Consider the following 25229-nt stretch of genomic DNA (forward strand, 5'->3'; position numbering starts at 1 on the left):
TTGCGGCTGCTCACGGGTCCAGGCAGGGTCACGCAGCGCCCTAATCGCGGGACTCGATGGTCCGTCATCTCAGTAGCCGTTCGTGACTCCAGCACACCGCAGGAACCTCGTTCTGCCGAAGAGCTCGCGGCTCGGGAACACACCGAGAGGTCACCTCCTGCGGCGGACTCGCGCCACGACATCCCACCACCACAAGCACCGGCCCACCGGCCGACGCGCCGTTCTTTCTTAAGTCGTCGAACGACCGGAAAACCTAGGCATCGCCCGCCGGCGGACCAGCACCAACCGGCTCGATCACGAGCCGGAAGAACTACTCCTACTACCGATTAGGAATCTTCCGAGATGATCATGCGGTTGCCGGACCTCGTTGCCAGGTCCGCCCAACGCGCCCCAGGCGCGCCCGCCCTGACCGCGCGAACGACCACAATCTCCTACGCGGATCTGTCCGAGCGGACGGAGCGAGCGGCCGCCGGCCTGCGCGATCTCGGGTTCGATGATGGTGAGCGCGTCGCGGTCTTCCTGGACAAGAGGATCGAGACCGTCGTGGCGCTGTTCGCCTGCTCGCGGGCCGGTGGCGTGTTCATCCCGGTGAATCCCGTGCTGCGGGGCAGGCAAGTGAGGCACATTCTCGATGACTGCGCCGCGCGGGTGGTGGTGACGTCCACGGATCGGCTGCGGGCCCTGCGCGACGAGCTCGCCGCCTGCAAGTCACTCGCCCACGTCCTCGTGCTGGGCGACTCGCCTGGTGAGGACAAGGAAGCCCCTTACCGCATACATGCCTGGTCAGAGGTCGCCGAGCGCGCAACCCAGGAGGTGTGTCCTCCCGCGGGTGGCGTCGACACGGATATGGCCGCGATCCTCTACACGTCGGGGAGCACCGGAGCCCCGAAGGGCGTCGTGCTGTCGCACCGCAACCTGCTCGTCGGCGCGGAGAGTGTCAGCACTTACCTGAACAACACGGCAGACGACCGGATCCTGGCGGTTCTCCCGCTGAGCTTCGACGCCGGACTGAGCCAATTGACGACCGGCTTTTACGTTGGTGCCAACGTGGTGCTCGCCGACTACCTGCTGCCGGGAGATGTCGTCCGGCTGTGCGCGGAGCACCGCATCAGCGGGATGGTTGGTGTACCGCCTTTGTGGATCCAGCTCGCGGCCCAGACGTGGCCATCCGAGGCCGTAGACGGGATGCGCTACTTCGCGAACACTGGAGGGCGCCTCCCGCGCGTCACCCTGCAACGGCTGCGAGCGATCTTCCCGGCTGCGGCGCCGTACCTGATGTACGGCCTCACAGAGGCGTTCCGCTCCACCTACCTCGATCCGCGGGAGGTCGACCGGCGGCCAGATTCGATCGGCAAGGCCATCCCGAACGCCGAGATCCTCGTAGTCCGGGAGGACGGCGGCCTGTGTGGTCCGGGTGAGCCGGGTGAGCTGGTACACCGAGGTCCGCTCGTTACGTTGGGCTATTGGAACGACGCGCAGCGGACGGCCGAGCGGTTCCGGCCGCCGCCGAACCGTCCAGTCGAGCTGTGTACGCCTGAACTGGCAGTCTGGTCCGGCGACGTCGTCGTCCGCGACGAGGAAGGCTTCCTGTACTTCGTCGGACGGCGCGACGACATGATCAAGACATCGGGGTATCGGGTCAGCCCCCAAGAGATCGAGGAAGTGGCCTACGAGACCGGACTGGTCCACGACGCCGTAGCAATCGGCATCGAGGACGAGGCGCTCGGCCACCGGGTCGTCCTCGTCGTAACCCCCCGCGATCCCGCCGGCTTCGATCCGGCCGCGGTGACCGCGCGCTTGCGACAGGAACTGCCCGGCTACATGGTTCCCGCCGAGGTCATGGTCCGAAGCGCCCTTCCCCAATCGCCGAACGGCAAGTTCGACCGGGCGGTCCTTCGCCACGAGCTCGCCGCCGCCCGCCCTCAGGAGCCCGCATGACCGCAGTCGCCCACGCGCGCCCCACGATCTGCCCGTTCGCAATCGCCAACGGCATGCTCGACATCGGCCGCCGCCCTCGGTCGGGTTGCTCGCTGACCGCGCCGGTGCCACCCACGGCAAGGAGTCGCGCGGCCACACCTTCCTCGTCGATGGCGGCCTCCGCCACCAGTTCGCTGCCATGGGGAACTTCGGACAGGTCATCCGCAAGACGAACTACCCGGTCGCCGTCACGAACCGAATGGGCGTCCCGGGTGCTGAGACCGGCGACCTTGTGGCGGTCGTTCAGGCCGGCGCCTGCCGGATGACGCCAGTCCTACAGCGTTCCTCGGCCATCCGACACCAGAGGGAGCTGTTGATGTAGATCGCAGGCCGCCGGGCCTGTACGACCGATGAGGAGGTTCTATATGGCTCGCTCGCAAGAGATCTCGCAAGCGATTTTCGAGGACGTCAAGGCCGTTGTGGTGGTCACGCTGGACATCGAGGACCAGGCCGATGACCTCGGGCCGAAAACGGGACTATACGGCAATCTTCCTGAGCTCGATTCGCTCACCGTCGTCAAGCTCATCGTGGCCTTGCAGAAACGGTTCGGGATCGTGATCGAGATCGACGAGATCGTCGGTGACATCTTCGACACACTCGGGCGGCTCGCGGCCTTCGTGGAGTCCAAAGTGGACTTGGAGCCGCACAGCGGAGTCAAGTGCTAGAGATGCGCGACGGCATGACGGCCGCCGACCCGGTCCCGCGCCCGGCGCGCGTCGCCGGGGCGGACGAGGCCCGCAGCGCCGCCTTGCATACCGCTCGCCGGTAGGTCGCCGGTTATACCGGCGTGGTCCAAGGCGTCGGCCGCGGACAGCATGGAGTCGGCGGCGTCACACCACTTGGCCGGTTCGTAGCAGCACTTGTCGTGGAATGCATGAGCCGCCGGCCCTGTCCAGGCTCTCGTATCGATCGCTTTTGAGGCCCTCGGACGCGTGGCCGGCTCGGTCGGCTCGGGCACCGCAGCACCCGGACGTTGTCTTCGATGGCCTCAGGCTTGCCTGGCACCAACTCGGTTGGATCCTGGGTTTGTCCAAGTTCAGCCGTCGTTGTCTGCTCCCTCGCCGGGGTCAGTCGTCAACGAGCGGGTGGCTGCGTCATCGACGGCGCGGTATGCCTGCGTAGCGCGGGAGAGTGTGTCCGAGATGGCGCCGGTGTCGTCGGTGAGGGTGTCGAAGCCGTCTCTCCAGCGCACGCAGAAATCCATCAACGCGTCGTGCACGCCAGTCCGTGAATTCGCAACTGCTTCAGCTCGTGCCGTCGAGCGTCACGGTCGCGGCTACCGCTGGGCCCGATATAGCCGGTAGGTGCCGGGTCCCACGTGGGCCAATTCGAGGAACTCTGGAGGCGGATCGTCCCCTAGGTCGTGGAAGATGAGTTCTCCGTCCTCCGACTCGATCGACACCTCGGCGACGTCGTCCCAGCCGTCGAGCTCGGCCGAGTCGGGTGCGGCGTCGAGCAGCTGCACGGTCACTGTGACCCAACCGTTAGCGATGCCGGCGAGGACGATCGCCCCGTTGAAATCCGCCCCCACGAGACCGTTGGCATAGGCAAGGTCCACGCTGGGTATCGAGCCGGTCTAGTCCGTAACGACGAAGCTCGCGTCACTCATTTGCAGATCAGCGGTTGCCGTCCTCACCGGCTGTTCATGTATCCCTCCTGGTCCGGCTACACGATGGTGACCCAGAACGGGTCGTTGTCGACCACTCGATTTTCGTTGTAGAAGTCCATCAAGGCGAGGCCGCCCTTCTGGTTCTGCTCTGAGTCGATCGCTTTGCTGGCGTACGGGCCGCCGGACGCCGCGCCTTCCCACGTCGACTTGAAAGGCGCCCTTTCGGCTGGAGTGGTCGCGGGGGAGACACGCGCGCGGGCCGAAGCGTTCCCGGTGCAGGCGCGATCAGGTCCGGCGGTCGTACCAAGTTGGCGGGGCCTGGCCGGTTACCACCGAGGGTTCGTCGGGCGTCGGCCGCGGCAGCTGCGCCAGGGGTGCGGCGTCGGTGTCGATGACCGGCGCCCACTGGGGCGCCGGCATGGCGGCGTCGCGGTCGGCCCAAGGCCGGGCCGGCGGCTCGGACTTGGGCAGCGGCCGAAGTGTCCAGGTGTCGTTCATGATCATGACGGTCGCACACCCGGCCGCTGACGTTCGGGCGTTTCGCGCGGGCTGGGTCGTCCGCCGCAGGCCGGAGACGGTCACGGTGCGGCGGGGTCAGGGTCGATGGTGGTCAGCAGGAGCGCGGTGAGGCGGATCGGCTGCTCGAGCACGGTGCTGGCGCGCTCGGTCGCGGCGGCGGCGAGGGACATCACCCGTGGTGGACCAGGCGCCGGGGTCCTGGCCATGGCCACACTGGGACGATGGATCAGACGTCGATCACTGCTGCCGGTGCGATCGACACGTTCCTGATACTGCTGATCGGTATTGGGCCGAAGATCGCGCTGGTCCCGTTCGTGGAAATCACGGCTTCCCTTGACGCGGACGCCAAGCGGCGCGTGCTGCGCAAGATGCTGACCACAGCGGCCGTGGTGGCCGTGGTACTCATGGTGCTGGGTGAGCTGTTGCGCGTGTTGCTGCACTTCACGATCGGATCCTTGTCGATCGCCGGTGGCGTGATCTTGCTCGTGCTGGCGGTGTGGATGGTGCTCTCGCCGCCTCAAAGCGGCAGCGGCCGCACTGCCGGGAAAGACCCGATGCAGCTTGCGGTGTTCCCGCTGGCAGTGCCCTACCTGCTCAACCCGGTGGGCATCGTCGGCCTGATGACGATCTCTGCGGAGACGAGTTCGGTCAGTGTTTTCGCCGTCGAGTTCGGCATCCTGGTCTTCGTCCTGCTACTGGATGTGCTGGTGTTCCGGTGGGCGAACCGAGTGAGCGAGAAGCTAGACGAGAACCGCATGCTGGTTACGGAGAAGGTCTTCGGGTTCCTCATCGCCGCGATCGCCGTGCAGCTGGTTCTCGATGGCCTGGCCTCGGTCGGTGTCATCGGACCTGTCCCGCATTAGGCCGGCGGGCGTGACGTGCTCGCTGATCTGTCCCGCAACGATGGCGCCAACGGGAACGACGGCCCGATTCGGCGTAGCTCCCCGCCCTCATCACGTCGTGCCAGCACGACCTCGACCGGTGCCGTCGGGCCAGCGGACGAACGTGACCGGCCGGCCGCGCAGGTGCGGGAGCAGGACCGGTGCGATGGTCGAGTAGTAGTGCACGATTATCTGGACTAAGACGAAACGTCTTTGACTACTGGGATGCGCAGTTTCGTCAAGCTGGTGTGCTGTATGCCGAGGTCTAAGCGTGACTCGCGAGGGTGTTGGTCTCAAGCCAGGGGACGATCGCTGCAACGAACCCGTCGGGGTCGGTCATGGGGCGGCCGTTCATGGTGGCGACCAGGTGGCCGACGCCGAACAGGGCGTCCCAAGTACGTGCGCGGCGATAGGTCGCGGCGGGAACGGCGCGGCGGACCTTGTCCCAGCCGTGCCAGGCCATCAGGGCGGCGTCGATGGCGGGGTCGGCGGGCATGGCCATGTCCCAGTCGAGGATGCCGAGAAGCTTGCCGTCCGCCGACCAGTGCACGTTGGACCCGCCGAGATCGCCGTGCACCAACGCATCGGGCACGGGCTCCAGAGCGAGGGCGGCGTCCAGACGCCGCCGTCCCTCGGACTGCCAGCGGGCCGGTAGGCGGGGCAGGATCTCCTCGGCGATGACCGTCGACCACGACGGACCCAGCGCCCGGCCATCCAGGGCCGCCAGCAGCGAATCACTGAGTGGCACGGAGTGCACAGCCGCCAACGCGTCGGCCACCTGCGGCGGATCGCCAACTCCCTGAGGCAAGGCGACACCGTCGATCCACGACACGGCAACGGCGGCCCGATCGCCGAACATGGTCACGGGCGTAAGCGGCTCCGGCACCTGGAACGGCAGGTCGGCGGAAGCCAGCTGCCGCAATACCTCCACCCGGCGGGGCATCGACGCGGCGGCCAGCGGCCGCTTGCTGACTCGGACGGCGGCGATGCCCGGGATCAGCAGCACGTGGTGGATATTGCCGTCGATTGCGGTGAAGGCGTTGTCCAGCCGTACGCCGGGCAGCAGCGCGGAGGCGATCGCCAGTAAGTCCGGAGCAGCCTTGGGCATGGCCGAAACCTAGCGCATCGCTGACGCCGTGTAGCGGGTCCTCGGTCGATGGTTCGCGCATCGCGACCGCGGACTTCGTCATTTCGGCGAGGACAAGGGTTCTCACGATGGGGCTGCGGGTCAATGATGACCGGCAGGCCGAGGTTGACAGGCCCGGCCAGCTGGCGTTCGCGGGCTCGGTCGAGGCCGACCAGCTTGCGGGCTGCTTCATTCAGGCTGGTCTGCAGGCCGGCGACTTCTCCGAACCATCCGTTGTTGTTGGCTTCGTCGATGCGTTCGCGGAGGTTGGCGATGATCTCCACGAGCCGCGATCGTGCGCGTGGGTCGAGGCGCAGGCTGGGGCAGCGGATGCAGGCGTGTTCGTGTTTGCAGGGGGTGCCCGGCTCCCCGGGCTGGCGGATGCGTACGGGCTTGGGCCGAAGGGGCAGGCCCTCGTCCACCGCGGCGGCCTCGGCTTCCGCGAGTGCCCGGTAGAGCGAGGCGACCGACGGCGACTTGCCCGCGTTCGTCCCGGCCTTGATGGTGAGCTTCTTCGCGATGTCGGGGGCGGGGACGCCCTTGTCCTTCAGCGCCCCGGCCTCACGCCGAGGAGCCCGCCTGGCAGTTGTCACACGCGCTCCACGTACGCCGCCGCGACGACGCTGTTAACGCTCGGTTTGAGCTGGGGTACCGCGAACGCCGCGACGAACGAGACCGACCAGGTCGCCCAGGCGGCGGTGCCGGCGGCCACCGCTCTGGCTGCCTGCGTGGGCCCCGGCTCGCCGGACGGGGGAGCGTTGGCCTGCTTCAACCCGACTGGGGAGCACCTGCTCAACTGCGACCTTCTCGCCGACGGCCACCACCCGGAGGCCTACTACTACCGGTCGACCTCGCCCAATACGCTGCGTCACATCAGTGACGCGCCCGAGGCCGGTAATTGCGTCGACCACGACCTGACCGACATTCCCGAATCCGGCTGGATCTATGTCCAGTCGTGCAACTACGAGGGCGACACGGAACTCAGCTGCAGCAACTTCGTGTACGTATACGCCGAGGGCTGAGCACTCACATCGAGGCGAGGTCTGAACCACCAAGAGACCAAGAGAACCTCGCACCACGCCGGCCCAACAAGAAACTCCGCAAACTCACCACATGAGACACGCTCTAAGCCTGGCACCGGAAGAAGATCGCCGACCCCGTCGCCTGCGGCAAGGGCAGTCACGGTGGCGCCGGAGGAGAAGGCGGTTTCGGTGGTGTCATGAGCTTGTCGTAGATGCGGGTGAGGTGCTGTTCGATGGTGCGGGGGCTGAGGAACAGCCGTTCGGCGATGTCGGGGTTGGTGTGGCCGGTCTGGGCGAGGTGGGCGATCTGGGCTTCTTGGGCGGTGAGGTCACTGCTGGTCTCGGTGGCGTGGGTGCGGATGGTTTCGCCGGTGGCGTGGAGTTCGCGGGCGGCGCGTTCGGCGAAGCCGGCCATGCCCATCGTCGAGTACAGGTCGTGCGCGGTGCGCAGCTGGTTGCGGGCGTCGCCACGGCGACGTTCGCGGTGCAGCCATTCGCCGTAGAGGAGGTGCGCGCGGGCCAGGTCGGGTCGGATGCGGGTGCGGGCGAGGTAGTCGATGGCGTCGCGGTAGGCGGCCTCGGCGGCCGGGCCCTCGGCCAGCAGGGCGCGTGTGCGGGCCTCCACGCCGAGCGCCCAGTCGGTGCCGGTGGCCCGCAGCAGCGGCGAGAGCCAGGCCCAGATGTCGGTGGCGCGCTCCCGCGCCCCGGCTCGGGCGGCCGCCTCAATCACCTCGGCCGCGCCCCACTGGGACACGAACCGCTGGCCCGGGTAGTCGTAGTCCATGAGCTGCCGGCCTGCCCTCAGGGCGTCCTCGTAGCGGCCGAGCCCGTTGTAGAGCACCACGCTCGCCCACGCGGCCGCAGTCAGCGCGACGCCCTCGCCCCGCTCGACCGCGCCCGTGACGGCTGACTCGCTCAGGGTGTGGAACTCGGCCTCCCGCCCCTGCCAGGCCCTGAGCAGCAGGCCACCGTAAGGGGCGATCTGGGTCCCTGTCGCCTCTGCGACCGCCTCGCATTCCTTGAGTAACGGCTCGGCCTCGGTCAGCTCGCCGGCAAACACGCGCCCGCACATGTGCGATTGCAGGGCGAGGGGGAGCCCGGCGAGCGTGCCGGTATCGCGGGCGATCTGGACGTGCCGGCCAGCGATCACGTCGAACGTCTCGTCGTCCCACAGGTTTTGGGCGGCGAAAAGGGCCAGCCATGTCCAGCGAAGCACCTCCTCAGGGGCGAGATCTGGGCTGCGGAACGCGGCCAGCGCCCGCTGCAACGGCACCACTGAGGCCGCGTATCCCTCCACAAGCTGCACGGCGAGGCCGTCGAGCAGCCGGTCAAGCGGGTGTGGCGGCTCCGGCGCCGGAGGCGCGCCGTGCGCAGCCTTCGCCGCCTCCCGAATTCCCTCGCCGCTGCCGGCAAAAACTGCCGCTTCCAGTGCATCGAGGTAGGTTTCGCGGGCCAGTCTCACATCGAGCGGCGCGAGCCGGGCGGCCGCTCTCAGCAGCAGCGGCGGAGCGTCGCGGCCGTGACTGAGTGCCAACGTGATCTGGGCGCGCAGCAGTTCGCACCGGGCGCTGCGGAATTCATCGGGCGGGCCCGCCTCGGCGATGGCCAGCAGGTCCTTCGCGGCGTCGAGCGCGCCGGCCTGGTGCTTGGCTCGTGCGGTGGCCAGGGCGCGTTCGGCGCGCAGGGCCGGGTCGAGGGTCAGTTCGGTGGCCCGTTGCAGGAATGCGGCGGCCGCGGCCACCCCGCCGCGCGCCTGCGCCCGCCCGGCCGAGCGGGCCAGCTCGGCCGCGACGTCCTCGTCCAGCCCCGCCGTCGCCAGGGCGCGGTGCCACGCCCGGCGATCCGGGTCCCGCTCCGGGTCGGCGACCGCGCCCAGCGCGGCGTGCACGCGGCGCCGATCCTGCGGGGAGGCGGCGCGGTAGAAGGCCGAGCGCACCAGCGGATGCCGGAACCGCACCCGCGGACCGAAGGTGACCAGGCCCGTTGCCTCCGCCGGTGCCGCCGCCGTGATCCCTATGCCGAGCCGCTCGGCCGCGCGCCACACCAGCACCGGCTCACCACTCTGCTCCGCCACCGCGACCAGCAGCAGCAACCGGGTCTCGCCAGGCAACGGCGCCAACCGACGCTGAAAACTCTCCTCGATCCGGCTCGGCAACCCCACGGTGCTCGGCAGCCCGAACCCACCCGCCAGCTCGGCCCGGCTCAGCCCGCGCGGGAGCTCCAACAGCGCCAACGGATTCCCCCGCGTCTCGGCCAGGACGCGGTCCCGCACCTGCGGGTCCAGCGGTCCCCGCAGCGCCGAGCTCAGCAACTCCCGCGCGTCCTCGGCGGGAAGACCACCGATCGCCAGGTCCAGAAGCCCCGCGAGCTCCCCGGTTTCCTGCGGCTCTCGCAGGGCGAAGACCATGCCCACCGATTCGGCCGACAGCCGCCGCGCCACGAACGCCAGCGCCTGCACCGACACCTGATCCAGCCACTGCACGTCGTCCACCAGACACACCAGCGGGCGCTCACGGGCGGCCTCGGCCAGCAGGCTCAGCACGGCCAACCCGACCAGGAACCGATCCGGCGGGCTCGCGCTGGTGCCCAGCCCCAGAACCGTTTCCAGCGCGACCCGCTGCGGGTCCGGCAACCACGCCAGCCGATCCAGCATCGGCGCGCACACCTGGTGCAGGCCCGCGAAGGCCAGCGCCGTCTCCGACTCGATTCCGGCCGCGCGCACCACCCGACACCCCCGGGCGACCTCGGCGACGTACTCCAGCAAGGCCGTCTTGCCCACACCCGGCTCGCCACGCACCACCAGGACCCGGCTCTGGCCCGCCCGCACGGCGTCGACCAACCGGTCGAACTCAACCCGCTCACTGTGTCGGTTTCGCAGCATCTCGCACCACCGCCACCAGCTCCTCCGCCACCACGCCGGCCTGAGCAGACAGACCCCAGGGCGACCTCAGTGGGCCCTTGAATATAACTCCGCCCTCGTGTCCCACAGTGTGCTTTCGTGCGTTATCCGGCTACATCTCCGCGCGCAGTCGCAGGGCTCACCACTCGCGCCAGCTCTGCTCCACCGGGTCGGGGCGCGGGCCGCGGGGGGTGATGAACTGCAGCAGGCAGGGGGAGCAGGGGACGCCGACGTCGCCGTCGACGAGTTCGATGCTGTCGTGGGGCAGCTCGGTGCCGCAGCGGGCGGTCATCGTGTTGCCGGGGTTGGCGAGTGCGGGGGAGGGCACGTGGTGCACCTCGCGGTCGGTCTCGCCGCAGACGCGGCCGGTGGGCAGTGGTACGCCGCGGCGGAGCCGGACGGCGACGACGCCGGAGGTGCGGTGCCGACCGTGGGGTGGTGTGTCGAAGGCGGGAGCGGTCATGACGTGGGTCCTCACTCGAATGCGTGATGGGCAGGGTCAGGCCGCGCGTCCCGGTGTAACTTGGTGGCCGCGCGGGAGTTACGTCTTGTGCGAAATGGGGCGGGGCCACACTCTGTCTCTCCAGCCACGGGGTCGACTCGCCCGCTATGAACAGACTGGACGTCGACGGCCTGATCCGATCCCGACCGTAGCCACGGGGAGCCGACGTCCCGCCCCTGGCCCACCACGCCTCGGCGCAGACCACAGCCCGATTCTTCCGCGCCGGCGCCGCCGAAGAAGCCAAGGTTGTCAACAGCTTCTTCGCGCAGCAATGGCCTCAGGAGTCCCCAGGTCACCGAGTGTGCACACGGCTCTCTGCGGTCGCGTCAGCCGACTCATCGTGAGTCGATCTGTCCATCAGGGCCCGGGGCTTTCAAGGCTGCAGCACGACGGTATGCAAATTCTGAGCCGATTTCGTCCTCATTGTTCAACGCCCTTGCACATGATAGATCGCTCTGACTTCCAGCAATGCACAACTCCGATTGAAGGGCGACTGTGCCGTAGTATGGACCATTGTCGCCAGGGTTATCACACTTTGGAGGAATTCCGGGCGGACAGTCCCGCCGGTCGGGATGGTGAAAACCGGCACAGTGCGTCATTTCATGCACCAGGGTCTGCGCTTGCTCGCGTGCTATCAAACTGAAGAAGTTTCCGCGGTTTAATTCAACCGCGCTTGCGCCAGGAAACGGCACGGACGCATTGGCGCCAGCAGGCGCACCGAGGGTATGGTTGATCGACCTTCGAAACGCTTCATTAATTCTTACCTTATCAGTGGCGCCCAACGTATTACAGACCTGCAGGCGCGCATAAGCGACCCCCCATCGCTCCAGTACCGTTACTCTTTCTCCATCGGTGAATCCACCCTCAAAGGTGTAATTCGAGTACATGCCGAGAATATTGGCAAAGATGTCCTGCCACGTGACTACACCTACGCTGAACAGGTTAATCCCGACAATCACGCCCGCATCATGGTCGGCCTGTTCAAATGTTGGAAACCCGGCGCTGAATCCATTTGCGATAGCGTAGTCGTTCGCCCCCCTCATCATTGCAGGAATGTCCATCACATCTTGGGCACCAATGATTGAAATCGGAACATCGCGCCATTGCGTCGTCTCCGGTCGCAGAATAAGAACTCCAAGAACTACTCCCGAACCGTGATCAGTCTGCTCGAATGTAGGAATTGCGCCTACAAATCCGTTAGCGTAAGACCATTGATTAATTGCACGACATACAGCTGAAACATTCTCTATGGCGTAAACCCCACTATCGAAGCCCGCCAGCGAGTCGCGATACACATCGCGCCACTCCACCGAGTTATTTGTAATTAGAAACGTACCATACACGACACCGAACCCGTAGTCGGCTTCGTGAAAATTCGAGAACCCGCCGATGAAGCCATGGGCGTTAGCCTACCGTCCAGCGTTTCGGAACCTCGCCCGTTCCCAGCTCGAGTAGGAGGACCTGCGGCTGCCCATCCACGGTGCGGCCGGAGTCGACGGCGAACTGCCGCCCGAGCCAGTCATAGCCGAACGGGCAGACGCGAGTCGCATACTAGGAGAACGCCTCCGCCATCAGCGTCAACGCCTGCGTGCCAGACGTGTGGTCGTGGACCCGGTACAGTCCGCCTCCGAAGGTCGCTCCGGCGAACTCCGAAGCGAAGTCGAGGTAGCCCTCGACGCCGACGAGCCGTTCGTGCTGCCACGTCGAGCCAGCCGGAACCGCGTCCCGGAGCGGGGCGTACTCGGCGCGGAAACGTTGGAACATCCGAAGTCCTCTCACCAGATCATCACTGATATCACGCATGTGCCTGGCTTGAGGCCCCGGAGCTGCCACATGATCTGCGACCCGAGACTCCGGTTTACCGACAGGTCCAGCGGATTCATGTTCGCGACGTTAATCCATCACTCGAGCGAAGGTGATCCAGGCGGAACGCGGACGGCCCGCCGGGTGTCCGGCGGGCCGTCGCGTCGTGCTGCTGTCGAGGTGTTGGTGCTGACTCGTCAGTTGGTGTCGGGGCCGGGGAGGTAGGCGCCGGGCACCTGGTTGGGTGGGTAGATCTTCGTGTCGCCCGGGTAGGGCGTCTTCCATTGGTGGGCCTGGTACCAGGTGTAGCGGTTCATCTGCTCGGGGTTCGAGTAGTCCGGGATCGCGCCGTTGCCGGTGGTGTGCTGGCCGGCGAGCCAGGTCTGCCACGCGGCGGCGGTGGCCTGCATGTCCGCCGGTACCGCGACTTTCTGCGCCTCGGCCTTGTTCAGCGCGGCCGCCGCAGCGCCCGTCTGGCCCAGGGTGTCGAGACCGCACGACGGCGCGGTGGCGATGCCCTCGGTGAGCGGAACCTGGTTCCGCACCGTGGTGAACGGCGTGTAGTCGGGCTTGTTGGTGAACGCGTCGACCATCGGTGTGGCCGCCGCGAGCTTCTCGTTGAGCGGCTGCGCTCCGAGCATCTGCTCGATGGTGCGGACCATGCTGATCTGCGAGTAGTAGGTACTCACGGTCTTGCCGTGCACCGCGTACGGGCTGATGACCTGGACCGGGGCGCGGTGTCCGTCGACGTGGTCGGCACCGTCCTGGCTGTCGTCGTCGACGACGAAGATGGCCGAGTCCTTCCAGTACTGGCTGTGCGAGATCGTGTCGACGATCTGGCCGATGGCGAGGTCGCCGTCGGCCACGCCCGACTCCGAAGTGGTCGGCCCGCCGGTGTGGTCGCTGGACAGCCACACCATGTTCAAGTTGGCCGGACCGTTCTTCTCGAAGTCCTGCTTCCACAGCTGGGCGCGGTAGACGTCCGGGATCGACAGGTCGAACGGCGGGGACTGCGGGTCGGCGATCGCGTTCAACGACGGGATCGCCGAGCCGTAGGTACCCTTCAGCGCGGGCGCGGTCAGCTGGCCGGCATCGCCGCCGTTCTGGACGCTCGTGGCCGCGCAGTAGTACTGCTGCCAGCTGCCGGAGGGCCTGCCCTCCATGTACTCGAACTCGCCGTAGTTCCTGGCCGTCTTGCCGGCGGCCTCGACCCCGGTCCACAGGAAACCGGCACGCTGGTGACCGAGGACGTCCTCTTCGGTGTCGTAGCTGCGCTGGTATTCACCGGCCGAGGATTCGGTGTACTCGGGGTTGTCACCCTCCATGAGCCAGTTGTGGCCCTCGGCGGAGTTCGTCGCGGGGTCGTAGGTGTTGTCGTAGAGGCCGAACTGCGTGGCCAGCGCGTGCTGGTTCGGCGTGGTCTGCGCGCCGAACTGCGTCAGGGTCGGATCACCGTTGCCCTGTTTCATGTCGCCGAGGATCTGGTCGTAGGTGCGGTTCTCGTTGATGATCAGGAAGACGTGCTTGATCGTCGAGGGATCGCCGATCCGGGCCGGCACCGGCACGGCCGCCGCTTTGCCGCCGTTGGACTGCTGGACGTCGTTCTTGCCCCAGCCGTTCTGGGCGAACACCGTGTCGGTGTACTTGCCGGCGATGTCCTTGTCGCTCGGCATGGTGAAACGGGTCAGCGACGCGGTGGTGCTGTGCGTGTCGTGGCCGGTCACCGGGACGGTGCCCTGTCCCTTGGACGTCGTGATGCCCGGGCCCCGCGCGTCGATACCGCGAGTGTTGGTGACCACGACCTGGCCGCCGACCGTCGCCACGTCCGACGGGTAGTAGTCCGTCGGCAGCAGGCCGATGTAGCTCACCGGCTGCTTCGGTGCGCCGTCATAGCGGTAGACCGCGACGGCGTTCGCCCGGCCGAGGGTCACCAGCAGGTGCCCGTCGGCGGTCAGCGCCATGCCGGTGGGCTCGTAGCCGACATCGGACGACGGCCACGGCTTGGTGTCGACCGTCTGCACGACCTGGTTCTTGGTGGCGTCGACGACCGAGAGGGTGTCGCTGCTGGTGTTGGCGACGAACAGCGCGTTGTTCTTGACGTACATCGCGGTGGGGTGCAGCCCGACCGCGATCGATCCGACCGCCGCTCCCGGGGTCGCGGTGTTGATGACGCTGACGGTGCCGGTCGTCGAGGCGCCGGTGGATCCGTTGGCGGGCACCTGGGTGCCGTACGAGTCCATCGTCGTGTCGCCGGCCTGGGCCTGGCGGCCACCCTCGTTGCTCACATAGAGCGTGTTGCCGACGAAGGCGAGCTCGCGGGGCGCGATGCCGACGTTCCAGGTCCGCTCGACCGCGCCGGTGGCGGGGTTGAGCGCCGCGACCGTGTTCTGCCCGTTGAACGCGGCGTACAGGGTCGAGCCGTCAGGCGAGTACTTGAGCTGGCCGACGAGTGCGGAGTTGGCCACCGTACTGCGGTCGTTACCCGAAAGGTGGGTGCCCGACGTCGGGATCGGGAAGCGGGTCGGCGTGCCGAAGGTGCCGTCGGCGTTCACCGGGAATCGGGTGATGGCGTCCTGCTCGGGCAGCCAGAAGAACTTGCCATCCGGCGAGTAGGTCGGCCCCTCTTGCCCGACGGTGCCGTCGGACAGCTTCTGGTTGACCCCGGACGCGGTGCCCACCGTCCAGATCAGCTTGTAGCTCTTCAGGTCGAAGACCTGCAGAGCCACCGACTTGTCGGTGCTGGTCGCCGCGAGGAACCGCCCATCGGGGCTGACCGTCGAGCCCATGAACTTGCCGAACTGGGTCATCAACCGGGCGCCGATCGGGTTGATGAGCTGGTCGTCGGCGACCTGCAGCCCGTTGCGGTACTGCGTACCGACCTGGTTGTCGCCCAGTGGCACTGTGGTGGCTGCGGCCACTCCCGTGCCGATCGTGAGAACACCGGCCAGACCGGCCACCACGATGCGGAACCGTTGGCCGTTCCGGCGCGAGAGCCCCAACCGGACTCCCGAGCCTTGCCTGCGTTGTCTCGTAACTTGCATACCTATCCCTTTCTACCGGGGCCGGCAGATCGTCCGGAGCGCCGAAATGGCACATTCCGAACTCCCACAGAGGGTCGGGCGCACCACCCGTTGTGACACAGACCGCGGAAGCTGCAGATCACCTGAACTTCGCGACCGGGGCCTCCAGGTCGCTGCGATCGGCCACGCAGCGCGAACAGCACCCGTCCCGGCGTCGTCTGACCGGTCTCGTCCGGCGCGACCAGATCAGGTACTTGGCATTCCTCGACATCGAGGTTCAGCCTGGCACCGGCGACGACCTCGTCGAAACGATTGTTGATCTCCGCGCATTACGAGCGGATTTATGCATTTGGACCCTCTAATGTGATCAGCGGCTTGAAGAAACCTAACTTCACTCCATGCAATGGACAGGGCGTACCCGGTGAACCTTGGGTAACGTACGAATGACATCGAATGAACCAATTTCGCGTGTTCATCGGACTGCTGGCAGAAATTGATCACGATGCTGCTCGCGTGGCTCGAATGGTAAGAAAAACAATCGAAATTGCCAAAGAAGTTGTAAAGTCCTGATCAGGTGATCATAATCAGTCAGGGTTCGTGGGCGGGTCTAGTGTCCGAAATGGTGCGATAATCCGGTTATCGGTGACGCGGCAGGACAGCGTCCGTCTACGACTTTTTCGGCCTGCTAACAATTTGCCCATACCTTACCTGTTTAACTTCTAGATTACCTGTTTAACTCATCGCTTTGCTGTTTCGGCGATTGGTCCCCGGTGGCTTCACGCCCGCCGGACAGCGATCGCGAAACTGACCTCCTTGACCACCTGCAACGTGTTCGGCTTGCCATCGCCACAGCAGGCCATGCTGGCCGGAATGAAGGCGTTCAAGGTGTCGTGCGGCGCGATGCTGGCCGTGCTGCTGCTGACGACCTGCTGCGCCGCGTCGCCTGCCTCGGCTCCGTCGCCGACCGCAAGTCGACCGCAGGGCTGACCTCTCCCGGTGTTGCCCATCAGCAGTCCGCACCAGGCTGGGAAGCACCCACCCCGCCCCCGCCTACGCGATCGAAGACTTCGCCGACCACGGTGGAGTACCCGCTGATCGATGAGCTAGGCCGCGCTGGAACTTCACGTTCCACAATGGACCATCGACGCCATCGGAACGAGACGCTCCGCGACCGACTGCTGACCGCACGACAAACGCCTTCGGCAAGTGCCTGGAGTCGGAGCGGTGGTCACGGCGGGGTAATATTTCGCCACGGATCGCTCGAAGGTGGCTCAAGGGACCGGCTTGGTGGCGAGCGACCAGGTGGTGGTCGTCTACCACCCACTATCCATCCGCTTGGACGGTCGGGTACGCGCCGCACGGACGGACGCGGGATAACGCCCAGTGGCGGACGAAGGGGGAGCCGATGAATCCGGCTGCTCCGGTGACAAGCAGACGCATGTCAGCCTTCCTGTTCGGTCCTGGTGATCGGGGCGGCGGTGTCGACGCCGCTGGGGGCGCAGCCGCGTCCTTCGACCTCTGCGTAGATCAGCAAGCTCAACACGGGCGCGGCGTTCGTGGCAGGCGGTGTCGACAGGTCGGGCGCTACTGCCGCGACGGCGTTGTGGTGCAGCATGGTGGCGGCGTGGTGAGCGCGCTGCCACCGCAGGAGCTTCCGGTCCCCCTGCGGGTTCGCAGCGCGACTGTGGGACGTCATGCAACCAGCATGGCCGACGCCAGTTGACCATCACCACCTACCTGCCGCCATCGTCGCGTCCGATGCTGAGGTCGCGCGCACGCGGGTGTGACGTCAGGCGTCAGTTGGCATCCTCCAGATCGCAGGTGGCTCGTGAGCACGCAGAGACAGGGAATGGGCGACACAGGTCTGCGCCAGGGCTTTGGGGGGGTCAGGGGCTGTGCGGGGCGACCAGGCCGGACTCGTAAGCGAGCACCACGAGCTGCGCGCGGTCACGGGCATGCAGCTTGACCATGGCTCGGTTGACGTGCGTCTTCGCAGTCAGCGGGCTGATCACCATTCGCGCGGCGATCTCGTCGTTGGACAGGCCCGCTGCGACCAGGGCGACTGCCTCGCGCTCGCGGTTGGTCAGGTCTGCCAGCCCCGCTCCGGTGGTGGGCGGCTGGGTGACGTACCGATCGATCAGCTTGCGGGTGATCGACGGCGCAAGCAGCGCGTCACCCCGCGCGGCGACGCGCACGGCGTGCAGGAAGTCTTCCGGCCGGATGTCCTTGACCAGGAACCCGGCCGCACCGGCGCGCAGCGCTTCGAAGACGTATTCGTCCAGGCCGTAGTTGGTCAGGATGACGACGTGCACCGCGGCCAGCGCCGGGTCCGCAGCGATGCGACGGGTCGCTTCGATGCCGTTGACGTCCGGCATCTGGACGTCGACCAGCGCGATATCAGGCAGGTGTTCCTTGGCGAGTGCCACGGCCTCGCGGCCGTCAGCTGCCTCAGCGACCACCTCGATATCGTCCTCGACCTCGAGGAGCGCGCGCAACCCGCTGCGGATGAGTGGTTGGTCGTCGGCCAGCAGGACGCGGATCATGCCGAGTGGTCCACGGGGAGTTCCGCTTGAACGCTAAAGCCGCCTTCGATCCGGGGCTCCGCCCGGAGGTGGCCGCCGAGGGCCGTGACGCGTTCGCGCATCCCGAGCAGGCCGACGCCCGGCACCGGCGCGGTGTCCACAGTGGCCTGACCGTCGTCGTCAACCCTGATGACCAGTGCCCCGGGCCGGTAGTCGATCCGGACCGACGCGGTGGCCGCGGCGGCGTGCCGGGCGACGTTGGTCAGCGACTCCTGGACGATCCGGTAGGCGGTCCGGCCCACCGCGGCCGGCACGTCGTCGCAGTGGCCCTCGATCGTCAGCTGCGCGTCCAGGCCGGCGGTCCGGGCCCGGTGCACCAGTTCGGCGACGTCGTCGAGTCCGTGAGGTGGGTTCGTGGCATCGTCGCGCAGCGCCTCCAGGGTCGCGCGCAGCTCCCGGGCCGCGTCACGGCCGGCGTCCCGGATCGCCAGCAGCGCGTCCGGCACCTCTTCGCCCCGCTTGCGGGCTAGGTGGACGGCGACTTCGGCCTGGATCTTGATGACGGAGATCTGGTGGGTGAGCGAATCGTGCAGCTCCCGCGCGATGTGCAACCGCTCCTCGTCGGCGCGCCGCCGCGCGGTCTCCTCCCGGGTGCGCTCGGCCTCGTTGGCCCGGCACTCCGCCTGACGCAGCGCCTCGCCCGCCGCCCCAGCGGCGATCAGCCAAGCCAACTGCAGGACGTCGCGCGACTGCGTGAACGCCTCGCCCACCGGCCAACCGTGGGGAGAAGCCAGGATCGCGAGCGGAACCGCGGCCAGCATGAGCACCGAAGCCACCACCGCGGCGACGCGATGTCCCGCCCGCACCGCGGTGTACACGGCGAACAGGTAGGCGACAACGGGCACTGCGAAACCGACGACCTGGTATCCCACCGCGCACACCGCAGTCACCGCCAGCACGGCGACCGGGGCCCGGCGTCGCGCGGCTAGTGCCAGCCCGCCGGCCACCAGCAGCACATAGCCCAGCGGGTCGTGACTTGTCGCGGTGGGCTGCTCGGAGAGCCCGGCGACCAGCAGGCTCGCCGCCACACCGGCGGCTATCACCCCGTCGACGATCCATCCCCTGCGCATGCGTGAACCCTAGCCGGATGTTCGCGCGTGCGACTCCCACAAACAGACGGTCAGGGGCCTACCGCGTCCGCAGTACCGTCGCCGGCTTGTGCGGCGTCCGCAGCAGGCGGCTACTGCACCGGCGGCAGCGTGAATTGTCCGCGTTCGCACGACGACCGGCGGTGGGTCCAGCGGACATGATCAGGTGGCGTCCAGTCCCAGGCAGAGAAGGAGCACCTCATGCCCGCCCGCTACGTAGTCGCCGCAGCAGCCGCTCTGCTCGGCATTGTCTTCGCTGCCACACCGGCAGCCGCGCAGGTCTCGCTCCAGTCGGCCGACGTGGGCGCGTACACCCTGACCGCCGCGCGTCTGTGGGCCACCGCGGCCGCGCTGCTCGGGCTAGTCGGAGCGGTCATCGGCGGGCGGGCCCTGGCTCGCTCTCTCCGTCGTATCGGCAGCGGCGGGAAGAGAGCAGCCATCGTGTCCCTGGCGTCAGGACTGACCGCCGTGGTCGTCGGCGCGCTGAACCTGGCCGTCGCCGACGGCGGCCCCGGCACTGGCAACGGCGTGATTGGTGGCGCCGCCGCCCTGGTGCTGGGGCTGCTCGCAATAGTCCTCGGCGGACTGGTGGCGGCTCGTTCCCGCCACACCGCCTGAGAGCTATACATCACTGCATTGATGTACCGCCGCGGCAGTCGACGACCGACAGGTCCAATTCACCGCCGTTCGTGCGGTTGGCCGGCGACCCGCGGCGCTGGCTGCGCATGCGCGAAACTCGCACACAGCGACCGCCGGGTACGGGAGTTGGTCGACGCCATCGGCCAGCCGCAGAACCCCAGTGCCCTACCACCGGTGGCAGCTGTGCACGGCTGAGCTGGTCACCGCCCGGTGGAGCAGCTTCGACGCGCGCGACACCTCCCTGCCACCTCCTGAGATCGCTTCCGGTACGCGACCGTGTCCGACGGCCGCGAGGTGGATATCTACGCCGACGGCGCGTCCAGCGATGGCGTGATGCTCTACCAGTTTCAGCTGGGGCCACGTGCTCGACTTGCTGCCCGACGTTGCGCGGGTGGGGGATACCCGTCACGATTGCGCGACCACGCAGGCGAGGTCTCGTCATCACCGCGCACCGGCGGTGCGCCGCGGCCGGACGCGATCCGCTCTCCCACCCGGCTCACCGCGGGATCAGGCGTCGTCTTACCGGACATGCACGGAGGAACGCGGGCTGCTGGAAATCTTGCACGTGCCCGACTGCCCGAACGTTGCGCTGCTGGAGCAGTGCCTGACCGAGGTTCTGGCTGGCCACGCCGTGCCGACCGAGTGGCCCTATCGGGTGGTCGAGGACGTGGCAATGGCACGTGCTGTCGGGATGACCGGGTCGCCGACCGTGCTGATCGACGGAGTCGACCCCTTCGCTGAACCAGGGCTGGAGCCGAGCGTGTCGTGCCGGGTTGTACCGCGGCGACGACGGCCGGATGCAGGGTGCGCCCTCGGCCGCCGCGTTGCGTCGGGCACTGCGCGCCTAACGCCGGTCGGGTCCGTCAATGCGCTGGGCGGCGCCGTGGACGCGAACAGCTGAGTGGTTGAGTAGATCGCGCAGTCAGCCGGCAATTCGCTGATCTTGACGACGGATCCCTGTGGCCAGGTGCGGTAGGAAGGATCCATGGAGCAGGTGGAGGTTTGGCGGGGCGACCATGGTGACCCGGTGCCACTGGTCGGACCACTGCCCGGGGTCCGCGACGGTGACACGCTGGCCTACGAATTCCAGCTGCCGCAGCAGTTTGAGCCGTGGCCGGGGCGCACCCGACTGGAGCGCGTGTTCGTCCTCCTGGATCTCGAAGTGGGCATGGCCCAGCCCTGCTGGCAGCGGGTGCGGGACACACACGGCCGCACCACCGTGGGGGTCGACGGTGACCTGCCCGCACCGGCCACCTGGTACGTCGACCTCCTGCACGTGACGATCGAGCCCGGCGGATCGTGCTGCGCGACCTGTACCTGGACGTCATGGTGCCCACCGACGGCCGCCACCAGAGACTGCTCGACCTCGACGAGTTCGCCGACGCGATCGACGCCGGCCAGCTCGACCTGGCCACCGCCCTGGACGGAATGCGGCGCTGGCACCGGTTCCAGGATCTGCACCTGCACACCCACCGCTTCCCCCGCGCCGACTGGAGCGACTTCCCGCCCCGCAGGCTGGCCGGACTCGCCGCGCTGCCGATGCCGCTCGGACCGATCGTCGAGGTCACCGGCTGAGTCCAGAGGATGTCCCGTTACCCCTCGTGTGGGCCGAGGTGTGCATTGCGGCCGCTCGACGCGGCACGTCATGTCGCGAGCCGCCCGGGCCGCAAGGCTTGGTGCTCACGGGTGTGCCCGCCATGGAGGGCGCCGGGTGGTTCGCTCCGATGGTCGTGGGCCATCCGGCTGTTGACATCGGGAAAGTTCGTGTCCGTGATCTGATGCTGACACGGGGTGTTCACGCTGGTGGTTTCTTCTCCTGGTCACGGCCGATGAGGTGCGATGTCCACAGCCCCGGCGACTCGGCCCGGGGACTGCCTTCGGAGGTTCCCCATGCGCGTAGCCGTGCGCTCGGTCACCGCAATTCCTCGCCGCTGTCGCTCTCGCCGGTGGTGGCGTGATCGTGACCGGTGGTGTCGCCGTGGCCGCGACCTGTTCCACGGCCCGTCTGCCGCTGCCTGATTCGAGCTGCACTCCGGGTACGTACAACCCGGACGTCACCCAGTCCAACATCCACAGCACGATCTGCGTGTCCGGCTGGACCGCCACCGTCCGCCCGCCCACGTCGTACACCAACCCTCTGAAGGTGCAGGGCATCGCCGACTACGAGGAAGACCACATGGTGCCACTCGAGCTCGGCGGCGCGCCCCGGGATCCGAAGAACCTGTGGCCCGAGCCCTACTCCGGCACCCAGGCCGCGCACACCAAGGACGGCACCGAAACCAAGTCATCTGGCCCTGGCGGCGTGAATAGCTCCGATGTCGCAGGTCAAGTCGTCGCGGACGCGTCCGCGACGTTCACGGGTAGTTCGTCAGACAAAGATCGACTCGAAACGAAGTTGAAGGTCTTGGTCTGTTCGGGACAGGTCCTTCTGGCGACCGCCCAGCAAGCGATCACGACGGACTGGGTTGCTGCGTATCACAAGTATGTAGGTTCGTGACCAGACTGCTAGCTAGATGCGCCCCCAGCGCCCGCTCCCGTGGGAGCGGGCGTGTCCATTTGGTTTTGTCCGCCGAGATGCGACCGCGTTTCTCCGTGACAACCGATCGCACCCGGTTCGGTGGGGAGGCTTGTGTTCGTGAGGCCTGATCGCGCTCGATCCCCGGCTCGTGCGGCGGGCGCGCTCCACCTTTCCTCGCTCCTTTCCGCCTTTGGCTGCCACGAAGGAGCCAGTCCCTGTTGCCAACTGTTGCGGGATCACCGCGTTGCCGGCCGGTGGACCACCAACGGCAGGTGATTCATCGGGAGAACGTGTTCCAGATCTGCCGTGTGGACCGATCATGGGTAAGGGCAACCGAGTGTCCGGAAATGCCCATGTGCGCGTTCCATCGTCTGCCAGGATGCCGTTCATTGGGGACAGGTTCCGGCCTTCCTTGATCGGTGGACGTCAGCTGCATGATCGCCTTGATCGCGGCGAACAGGTCGAGCATCAGCCGTTGCAGGTCAAGGAGGTTCAGGTGCTGCCGAGTGTGAGTACCTCGTCGGCGGCTTGGGCGATCAGGATGTTCAGGCCGAGGCTGGGGTCGTCGGCCCAGGACCGGCTGGCGCGGTCGAAGGCTGCCATCCCGACCTGCGCTGCAAGTCGTGCTGTCGGTCGTGTGATCCCGCGCGCGGTGAGGGCGTCGGCGAGGGCGTCGGCGAGGCTGGCGGTCTTGGCGTAGGCGCGTTCCCGTAGGGCGGGGGTCACGGCGATCACCTCCGCTCGCTGCTGTGCCACCGCGCGGTTGGCGAGGACGAGCGGGACCGCGGCGGTGAACGCGCGAACCATGACGGGCAGCGGTGCCAGGTCGTCCGGCGCTGCGGCGACGGCGTCGACGAGGATCGCGCGCAACTCCGCTTCACCGTCGAAGAGCACCTCGCGCTTGTCGGCGAAGTGGCGAAAGTAGGTTCGCTCGGTCACCCCGGCCCGCGCGGCGATCTGCGCGGTGGTCGTCTCGTCGTAGCCGCGTTCGCGGTACAGCTCCAGAGCCGCCGCCCGTAGCCGGGCGCGTGCCTGCGATCCATCTCTCGGCATGCCCTGCATTCTACGTAATGTCAGTGACTGCCGCTATCCGGTAGTGTCAGTGACTGTCACTACAGGCGTTCGGAGGAGAACCGATGAGTCCCGTTCCCGCTACCGCAATCCGCTTCCATGAATACGGCGAACCGGCCGACGTCCTGCGCGAGGAGCGTGTCGAGATCGCCGACCCCGGCGCCGGCCGCGTCCGTGTGCGGGTGACCGCGGCCGGGCTCAACCCTGCCGACTGGGAGCTCTGCCGCGGATTCATGCCGGGCAACTTGCCGCGCGGCATCGGCTACGACGTCGCCGGAGTGGTCGACGCGGTGGGTGAGCACGTCGACGACACCGCGATCGGCGAGCTCGTCTTCGGGACGGCGGACTTCCTCACGCAGCCCAGCGCGGGCGCCGCCGACGTCGCGATCCTCGACAGCTGGTATCGCGTGCCCGAGGGCCTCGAACCCGTCGCGGCTGCCGTCTTGCCGATGGCCGCGCAAACCGCCACCTGGACCCTCGATGCGATGGACGTCGCGCCCGGGGCCACACTGCTGGTCAACGGCGCCGGCGCGACGGTCGGGTTCGCCGCCGCCCAGATCGCCCTTCGCCGGGGCGTCCGGGTCATCGCCACCGCCGGCCCCACCTACGCGGCGAAGCTCACCGCCCTGGGTGCTCAGGTCACGTCGTACGGCGCGGGGATGGCCGATCGGGTGCGCGAACTGGCCGGTGGCCCGGTCGACTTCGTATTCGACGCTCCGCCGCCGAATGCGGGATCCATCCCCGAACTCATCGCCATCACCGGGAACCCGCACCGCGTCATGACGATCAGCAACCACGACGAGGCGAGGCGACTCGGCGCGCGGGTCAACCTCGACCACGCCACCGATCCAGTACCAGCCGACACGTTCCTGCCCGACTACGCCGCGCTCGCAGCCGACGGCGCGTTCACTATCCCGATCGCACGCACCTACCCACTTGGTGAGTGGCGGTCCGCTGTCGAACTCAGCATGTCCGGCCACCCCCGCGGCAAGCTCGTCCTGCTCCCCGAACAAAACGCCCTCTAAGGCCGCATGCCGGCCGTTCGAGAACGCAGCGTTCGCCAGTCATCAGCGCGATAATCTGTTCCACTTCCGCGTTGCTGTCGGTCGCTCCACGACTGGCAATGTGGTGGCCCTGCAACGAGGAAACGACAGGTGGAGCGCCCGGTGCGAAGCGGATGACGAATGATCTGAAGAGGCGTCAAGTAGCGGCCAGACTTGATCACGAGTAATGCCATAGTGCGGTCAAAACTCGGCGACATTGATCATGACAGGCGATCAACATGTGCGTTCAGAATCCACGAACAAGTGCGATCGAAACTCGCGGACATAAGCATCCATTGTTAGCCCACCATGGAGGGAGTCATCGCGCTGGTCGATAGTCGGGCTCGCCCTGCAGGTCACAGGCAGCGGCTGAGGCCCACCGCCCTCGAGCCACTCCCTCACGTGTGAGCCGCTGCTGCCCGCCGGGGCTGGGACGCCCCGGCGGGCTGTAGGTTCTCGCCGAGCGTGACATCTCGCGGGTCGCGACCTTGTCGGTCGGGGGAGTACGTAAGGTCGTGGCGTGCGATCTCATCGACGTTTCGAGAACCCTGCTGCGCTGGCGCACGATGTGGTCGTCGAAAAGTTGGAGCGAGCGCTCGGGAACCGGGTATTTGAGCCCGAGGCGGCGAGTGTGCTGGTCGGAACCGCGTTGAACGACGACGAGCAGTCGTTCGTCGAGCGCTGGTGCGTTGAGGTCGGGACGCGGGCCGTGTCGGGCAGCCCTTTGCTCGGGTTGGCCGGCCTGTGCTTGGGACATGCCGCTCGGCGTTTCGGTTGTCTCAGCGATGAGGCCTTGGCGCTGGCACCGTCGTTGGCGGCGCGTGCTGAGGCGGACCCGACAGACGTGGACGGGCGGGCAATCGACGGCTTTGATGACGTCCGGGACTTCCTGCACCTTTGGTGACTCGGGCTCCGCGGCGTCTCCGAGGT

General features: G+C 67.4%; 25 protein-coding genes. 9 read left to right on the forward strand and 16 right to left on the reverse strand.

The window, feature by feature from the left end; translation table 11 throughout:
• Window positions 1-342 precede the first annotated feature (342 nt).
• Entirely contained in the window at window positions 343-1938 is a 1596-nt protein-coding gene (locus AB0H62_RS49325; RefSeq protein ID WP_255637961.1) for an acyl-CoA ligase (AMP-forming), exosortase A system-associated, read from the forward strand.
• Between the two features lie 404 nt (window positions 1939-2342).
• On the forward strand, window positions 2343-2642 hold the full coding sequence (locus tag AB0H62_RS49330; RefSeq protein WP_360592812.1) for an acyl carrier protein: 300 nt from the start codon (window positions 2343-2345) through the stop codon (window positions 2640-2642).
• Here the strand turns inward: AB0H62_RS49330 and AB0H62_RS49335 are convergent.
• From AB0H62_RS49335 to AB0H62_RS49350, 4 genes are all read right to left on the reverse strand, one after another.
• Window positions 2639-2935, reverse strand: coding sequence for a putative T7SS-secreted protein (locus AB0H62_RS49335; protein ID WP_360592813.1), 297 nt, complete (start codon window positions 2933-2935; stop codon window positions 2639-2641). The two genes, AB0H62_RS49330 and AB0H62_RS49335, sit on opposite strands and share 4 nt — an antisense overlap.
• Window positions 2936-3013: 78 nt before the next feature.
• Window positions 3014-3196, reverse strand: coding sequence for a hypothetical protein (locus tag AB0H62_RS49340; protein WP_360592814.1), 183 nt, complete (start codon window positions 3194-3196; stop codon window positions 3014-3016).
• Between the two features lie 57 nt (window positions 3197-3253).
• A complete protein-coding gene (locus AB0H62_RS49345; RefSeq protein ID WP_360592815.1) occupies window positions 3254-3535 on the reverse strand; it encodes a hypothetical protein in 282 nt (93 codons plus the stop codon).
• A gap of 336 nt (window positions 3536-3871) precedes the next feature.
• Window positions 3872-4084, reverse strand: a complete 213-nt coding sequence (locus tag AB0H62_RS49350; RefSeq protein ID WP_360592816.1) for a hypothetical protein — start codon at window positions 4082-4084, stop codon at window positions 3872-3874.
• 242 nt (window positions 4085-4326) lie between these two features.
• On the opposite strand from AB0H62_RS49350, the gene AB0H62_RS49355 reads away from it, so the two are divergent.
• Window positions 4327-4968, forward strand: coding sequence for a MarC family protein (locus tag AB0H62_RS49355; RefSeq protein ID WP_360592817.1), 642 nt, complete (start codon window positions 4327-4329; stop codon window positions 4966-4968).
• A gap of 90 nt (window positions 4969-5058) precedes the next feature.
• Here AB0H62_RS49355 and AB0H62_RS49360 read toward each other — a convergent pair whose 3' ends face one another.
• Both AB0H62_RS49360 and AB0H62_RS49365 read right to left on the reverse strand, forming a co-directional pair.
• Window positions 5059-5172, reverse strand: a complete 114-nt coding sequence (locus AB0H62_RS49360; protein ID WP_360592818.1) for a hypothetical protein — start codon at window positions 5170-5172, stop codon at window positions 5059-5061.
• A gap of 79 nt (window positions 5173-5251) precedes the next feature.
• Window positions 5252-6094: an aminoglycoside phosphotransferase family protein gene (locus tag AB0H62_RS49365; protein WP_360592819.1), complete on the reverse strand. Its 843-nt coding sequence runs from the start codon at window positions 6092-6094 to the stop codon at window positions 5252-5254.
• 107 nt (window positions 6095-6201) lie between these two features.
• Here AB0H62_RS49365 and AB0H62_RS49370 point away from each other — a divergent pair, with 107 nt between their 5' ends.
• Complete coding sequence (locus tag AB0H62_RS49370) at window positions 6202-7134, forward strand: hypothetical protein (RefSeq protein ID WP_360592820.1); 933 nt, start codon at window positions 6202-6204, stop codon at window positions 7132-7134.
• Window positions 7135-7291: 157 nt separating this feature from the next.
• Here AB0H62_RS49370 and AB0H62_RS49375 read toward each other — a convergent pair whose 3' ends face one another.
• The 9 genes from AB0H62_RS49375 to AB0H62_RS49415 all read right to left on the reverse strand — a co-directional run bounded on the left by AB0H62_RS49375 (window position 7292) and on the right by AB0H62_RS49415 (window position 19010).
• Window positions 7292-10015, reverse strand: a complete 2724-nt coding sequence (locus AB0H62_RS49375) for an AAA family ATPase (protein ID WP_360592821.1) — start codon at window positions 10013-10015, stop codon at window positions 7292-7294.
• Window positions 10016-10172: 157 nt separating this feature from the next.
• Window positions 10173-10496, reverse strand: a complete 324-nt coding sequence (locus tag AB0H62_RS49380) for a hypothetical protein (RefSeq protein WP_360592822.1) — start codon at window positions 10494-10496, stop codon at window positions 10173-10175.
• 374 nt (window positions 10497-10870) lie between these two features.
• Window positions 10871-11845, reverse strand: a complete 975-nt coding sequence (locus AB0H62_RS49385) for a hypothetical protein (protein ID WP_360592823.1) — start codon at window positions 11843-11845, stop codon at window positions 10871-10873.
• Window positions 11846-12086: 241 nt separating this feature from the next.
• Window positions 12087-12299 carry a hypothetical protein gene (locus AB0H62_RS49390; protein ID WP_360592824.1) on the reverse strand — a complete coding sequence of 71 codons (213 nt, stop codon included), beginning with the start codon at window positions 12297-12299 and terminating at the stop codon, window positions 12087-12089.
• Window positions 12300-12535: 236 nt separating this feature from the next.
• Complete coding sequence (locus tag AB0H62_RS49395) at window positions 12536-15337, reverse strand: alkaline phosphatase family protein (protein WP_360592825.1); 2802 nt, start codon at window positions 15335-15337, stop codon at window positions 12536-12538.
• A 797-nt stretch (window positions 15338-16134) separates the two neighbouring features.
• Window positions 16135-16365, reverse strand: coding sequence for a hypothetical protein (locus tag AB0H62_RS49400; protein WP_360592826.1), 231 nt, complete (start codon window positions 16363-16365; stop codon window positions 16135-16137).
• A 434-nt stretch (window positions 16366-16799) separates the two neighbouring features.
• Entirely contained in the window at window positions 16800-17054 is a 255-nt protein-coding gene (locus AB0H62_RS49405) for a hypothetical protein (protein WP_360592827.1), read from the reverse strand.
• A gap of 190 nt (window positions 17055-17244) precedes the next feature.
• Window positions 17245-17901 (reverse strand): response regulator transcription factor, encoded by a 657-nt coding sequence (locus AB0H62_RS49410; RefSeq protein WP_360592828.1) that lies wholly within the window; start codon window positions 17899-17901, stop codon window positions 17245-17247.
• The gene (locus AB0H62_RS49415) at window positions 17898-19010 is read right to left on the reverse strand and encodes a histidine kinase (protein WP_220240221.1); all 1113 of its coding nucleotides are present in this window, start codon (window positions 19008-19010) and stop codon (window positions 17898-17900) included. The genes AB0H62_RS49410 and AB0H62_RS49415 overlap by 4 nt, the downstream gene beginning before the upstream one ends.
• Window positions 19011-19229: 219 nt before the next feature.
• Here AB0H62_RS49415 and AB0H62_RS49420 point away from each other — a divergent pair, with 219 nt between their 5' ends.
• From AB0H62_RS49420 to AB0H62_RS49430, 3 genes are all read left to right on the forward strand, one after another.
• Window positions 19230-19646 (forward strand): DUF6223 family protein, encoded by a 417-nt coding sequence (locus tag AB0H62_RS49420; protein WP_220240222.1) that lies wholly within the window; start codon window positions 19230-19232, stop codon window positions 19644-19646.
• Between the two features lie 1320 nt (window positions 19647-20966).
• A complete protein-coding gene (locus tag AB0H62_RS49425; protein WP_360592829.1) occupies window positions 20967-21242 on the forward strand; it encodes a hypothetical protein in 276 nt (91 codons plus the stop codon).
• A 379-nt stretch (window positions 21243-21621) separates the two neighbouring features.
• Entirely contained in the window at window positions 21622-22164 is a 543-nt protein-coding gene (locus AB0H62_RS49430; protein WP_360592830.1) for a hypothetical protein, read from the forward strand.
• A 513-nt stretch (window positions 22165-22677) separates the two neighbouring features.
• Here the strand turns inward: AB0H62_RS49430 and AB0H62_RS49435 are convergent.
• The gene (locus AB0H62_RS49435) at window positions 22678-23238 is read right to left on the reverse strand and encodes a helix-turn-helix domain-containing protein (protein ID WP_360592831.1); all 561 of its coding nucleotides are present in this window, start codon (window positions 23236-23238) and stop codon (window positions 22678-22680) included.
• An 83-nt stretch (window positions 23239-23321) separates the two neighbouring features.
• Here AB0H62_RS49435 and AB0H62_RS49440 point away from each other — a divergent pair, with 83 nt between their 5' ends.
• Window positions 23322-24281: an NADP-dependent oxidoreductase gene (locus tag AB0H62_RS49440; RefSeq protein WP_220240226.1), complete on the forward strand. Its 960-nt coding sequence runs from the start codon at window positions 23322-23324 to the stop codon at window positions 24279-24281.
• 538 nt (window positions 24282-24819) lie between these two features.
• The gene (locus AB0H62_RS49445) at window positions 24820-25203 is read left to right on the forward strand and encodes a hypothetical protein (RefSeq protein WP_360592832.1); all 384 of its coding nucleotides are present in this window, start codon (window positions 24820-24822) and stop codon (window positions 25201-25203) included.
• Window positions 25204-25229: the final 26 nt, after the last annotated feature.

This window comes from Amycolatopsis sp. NPDC050768 (assembly GCF_040654155.1).
Lineage (GTDB): Bacteria > Actinomycetota > Actinomycetes > Mycobacteriales > Pseudonocardiaceae > Amycolatopsis.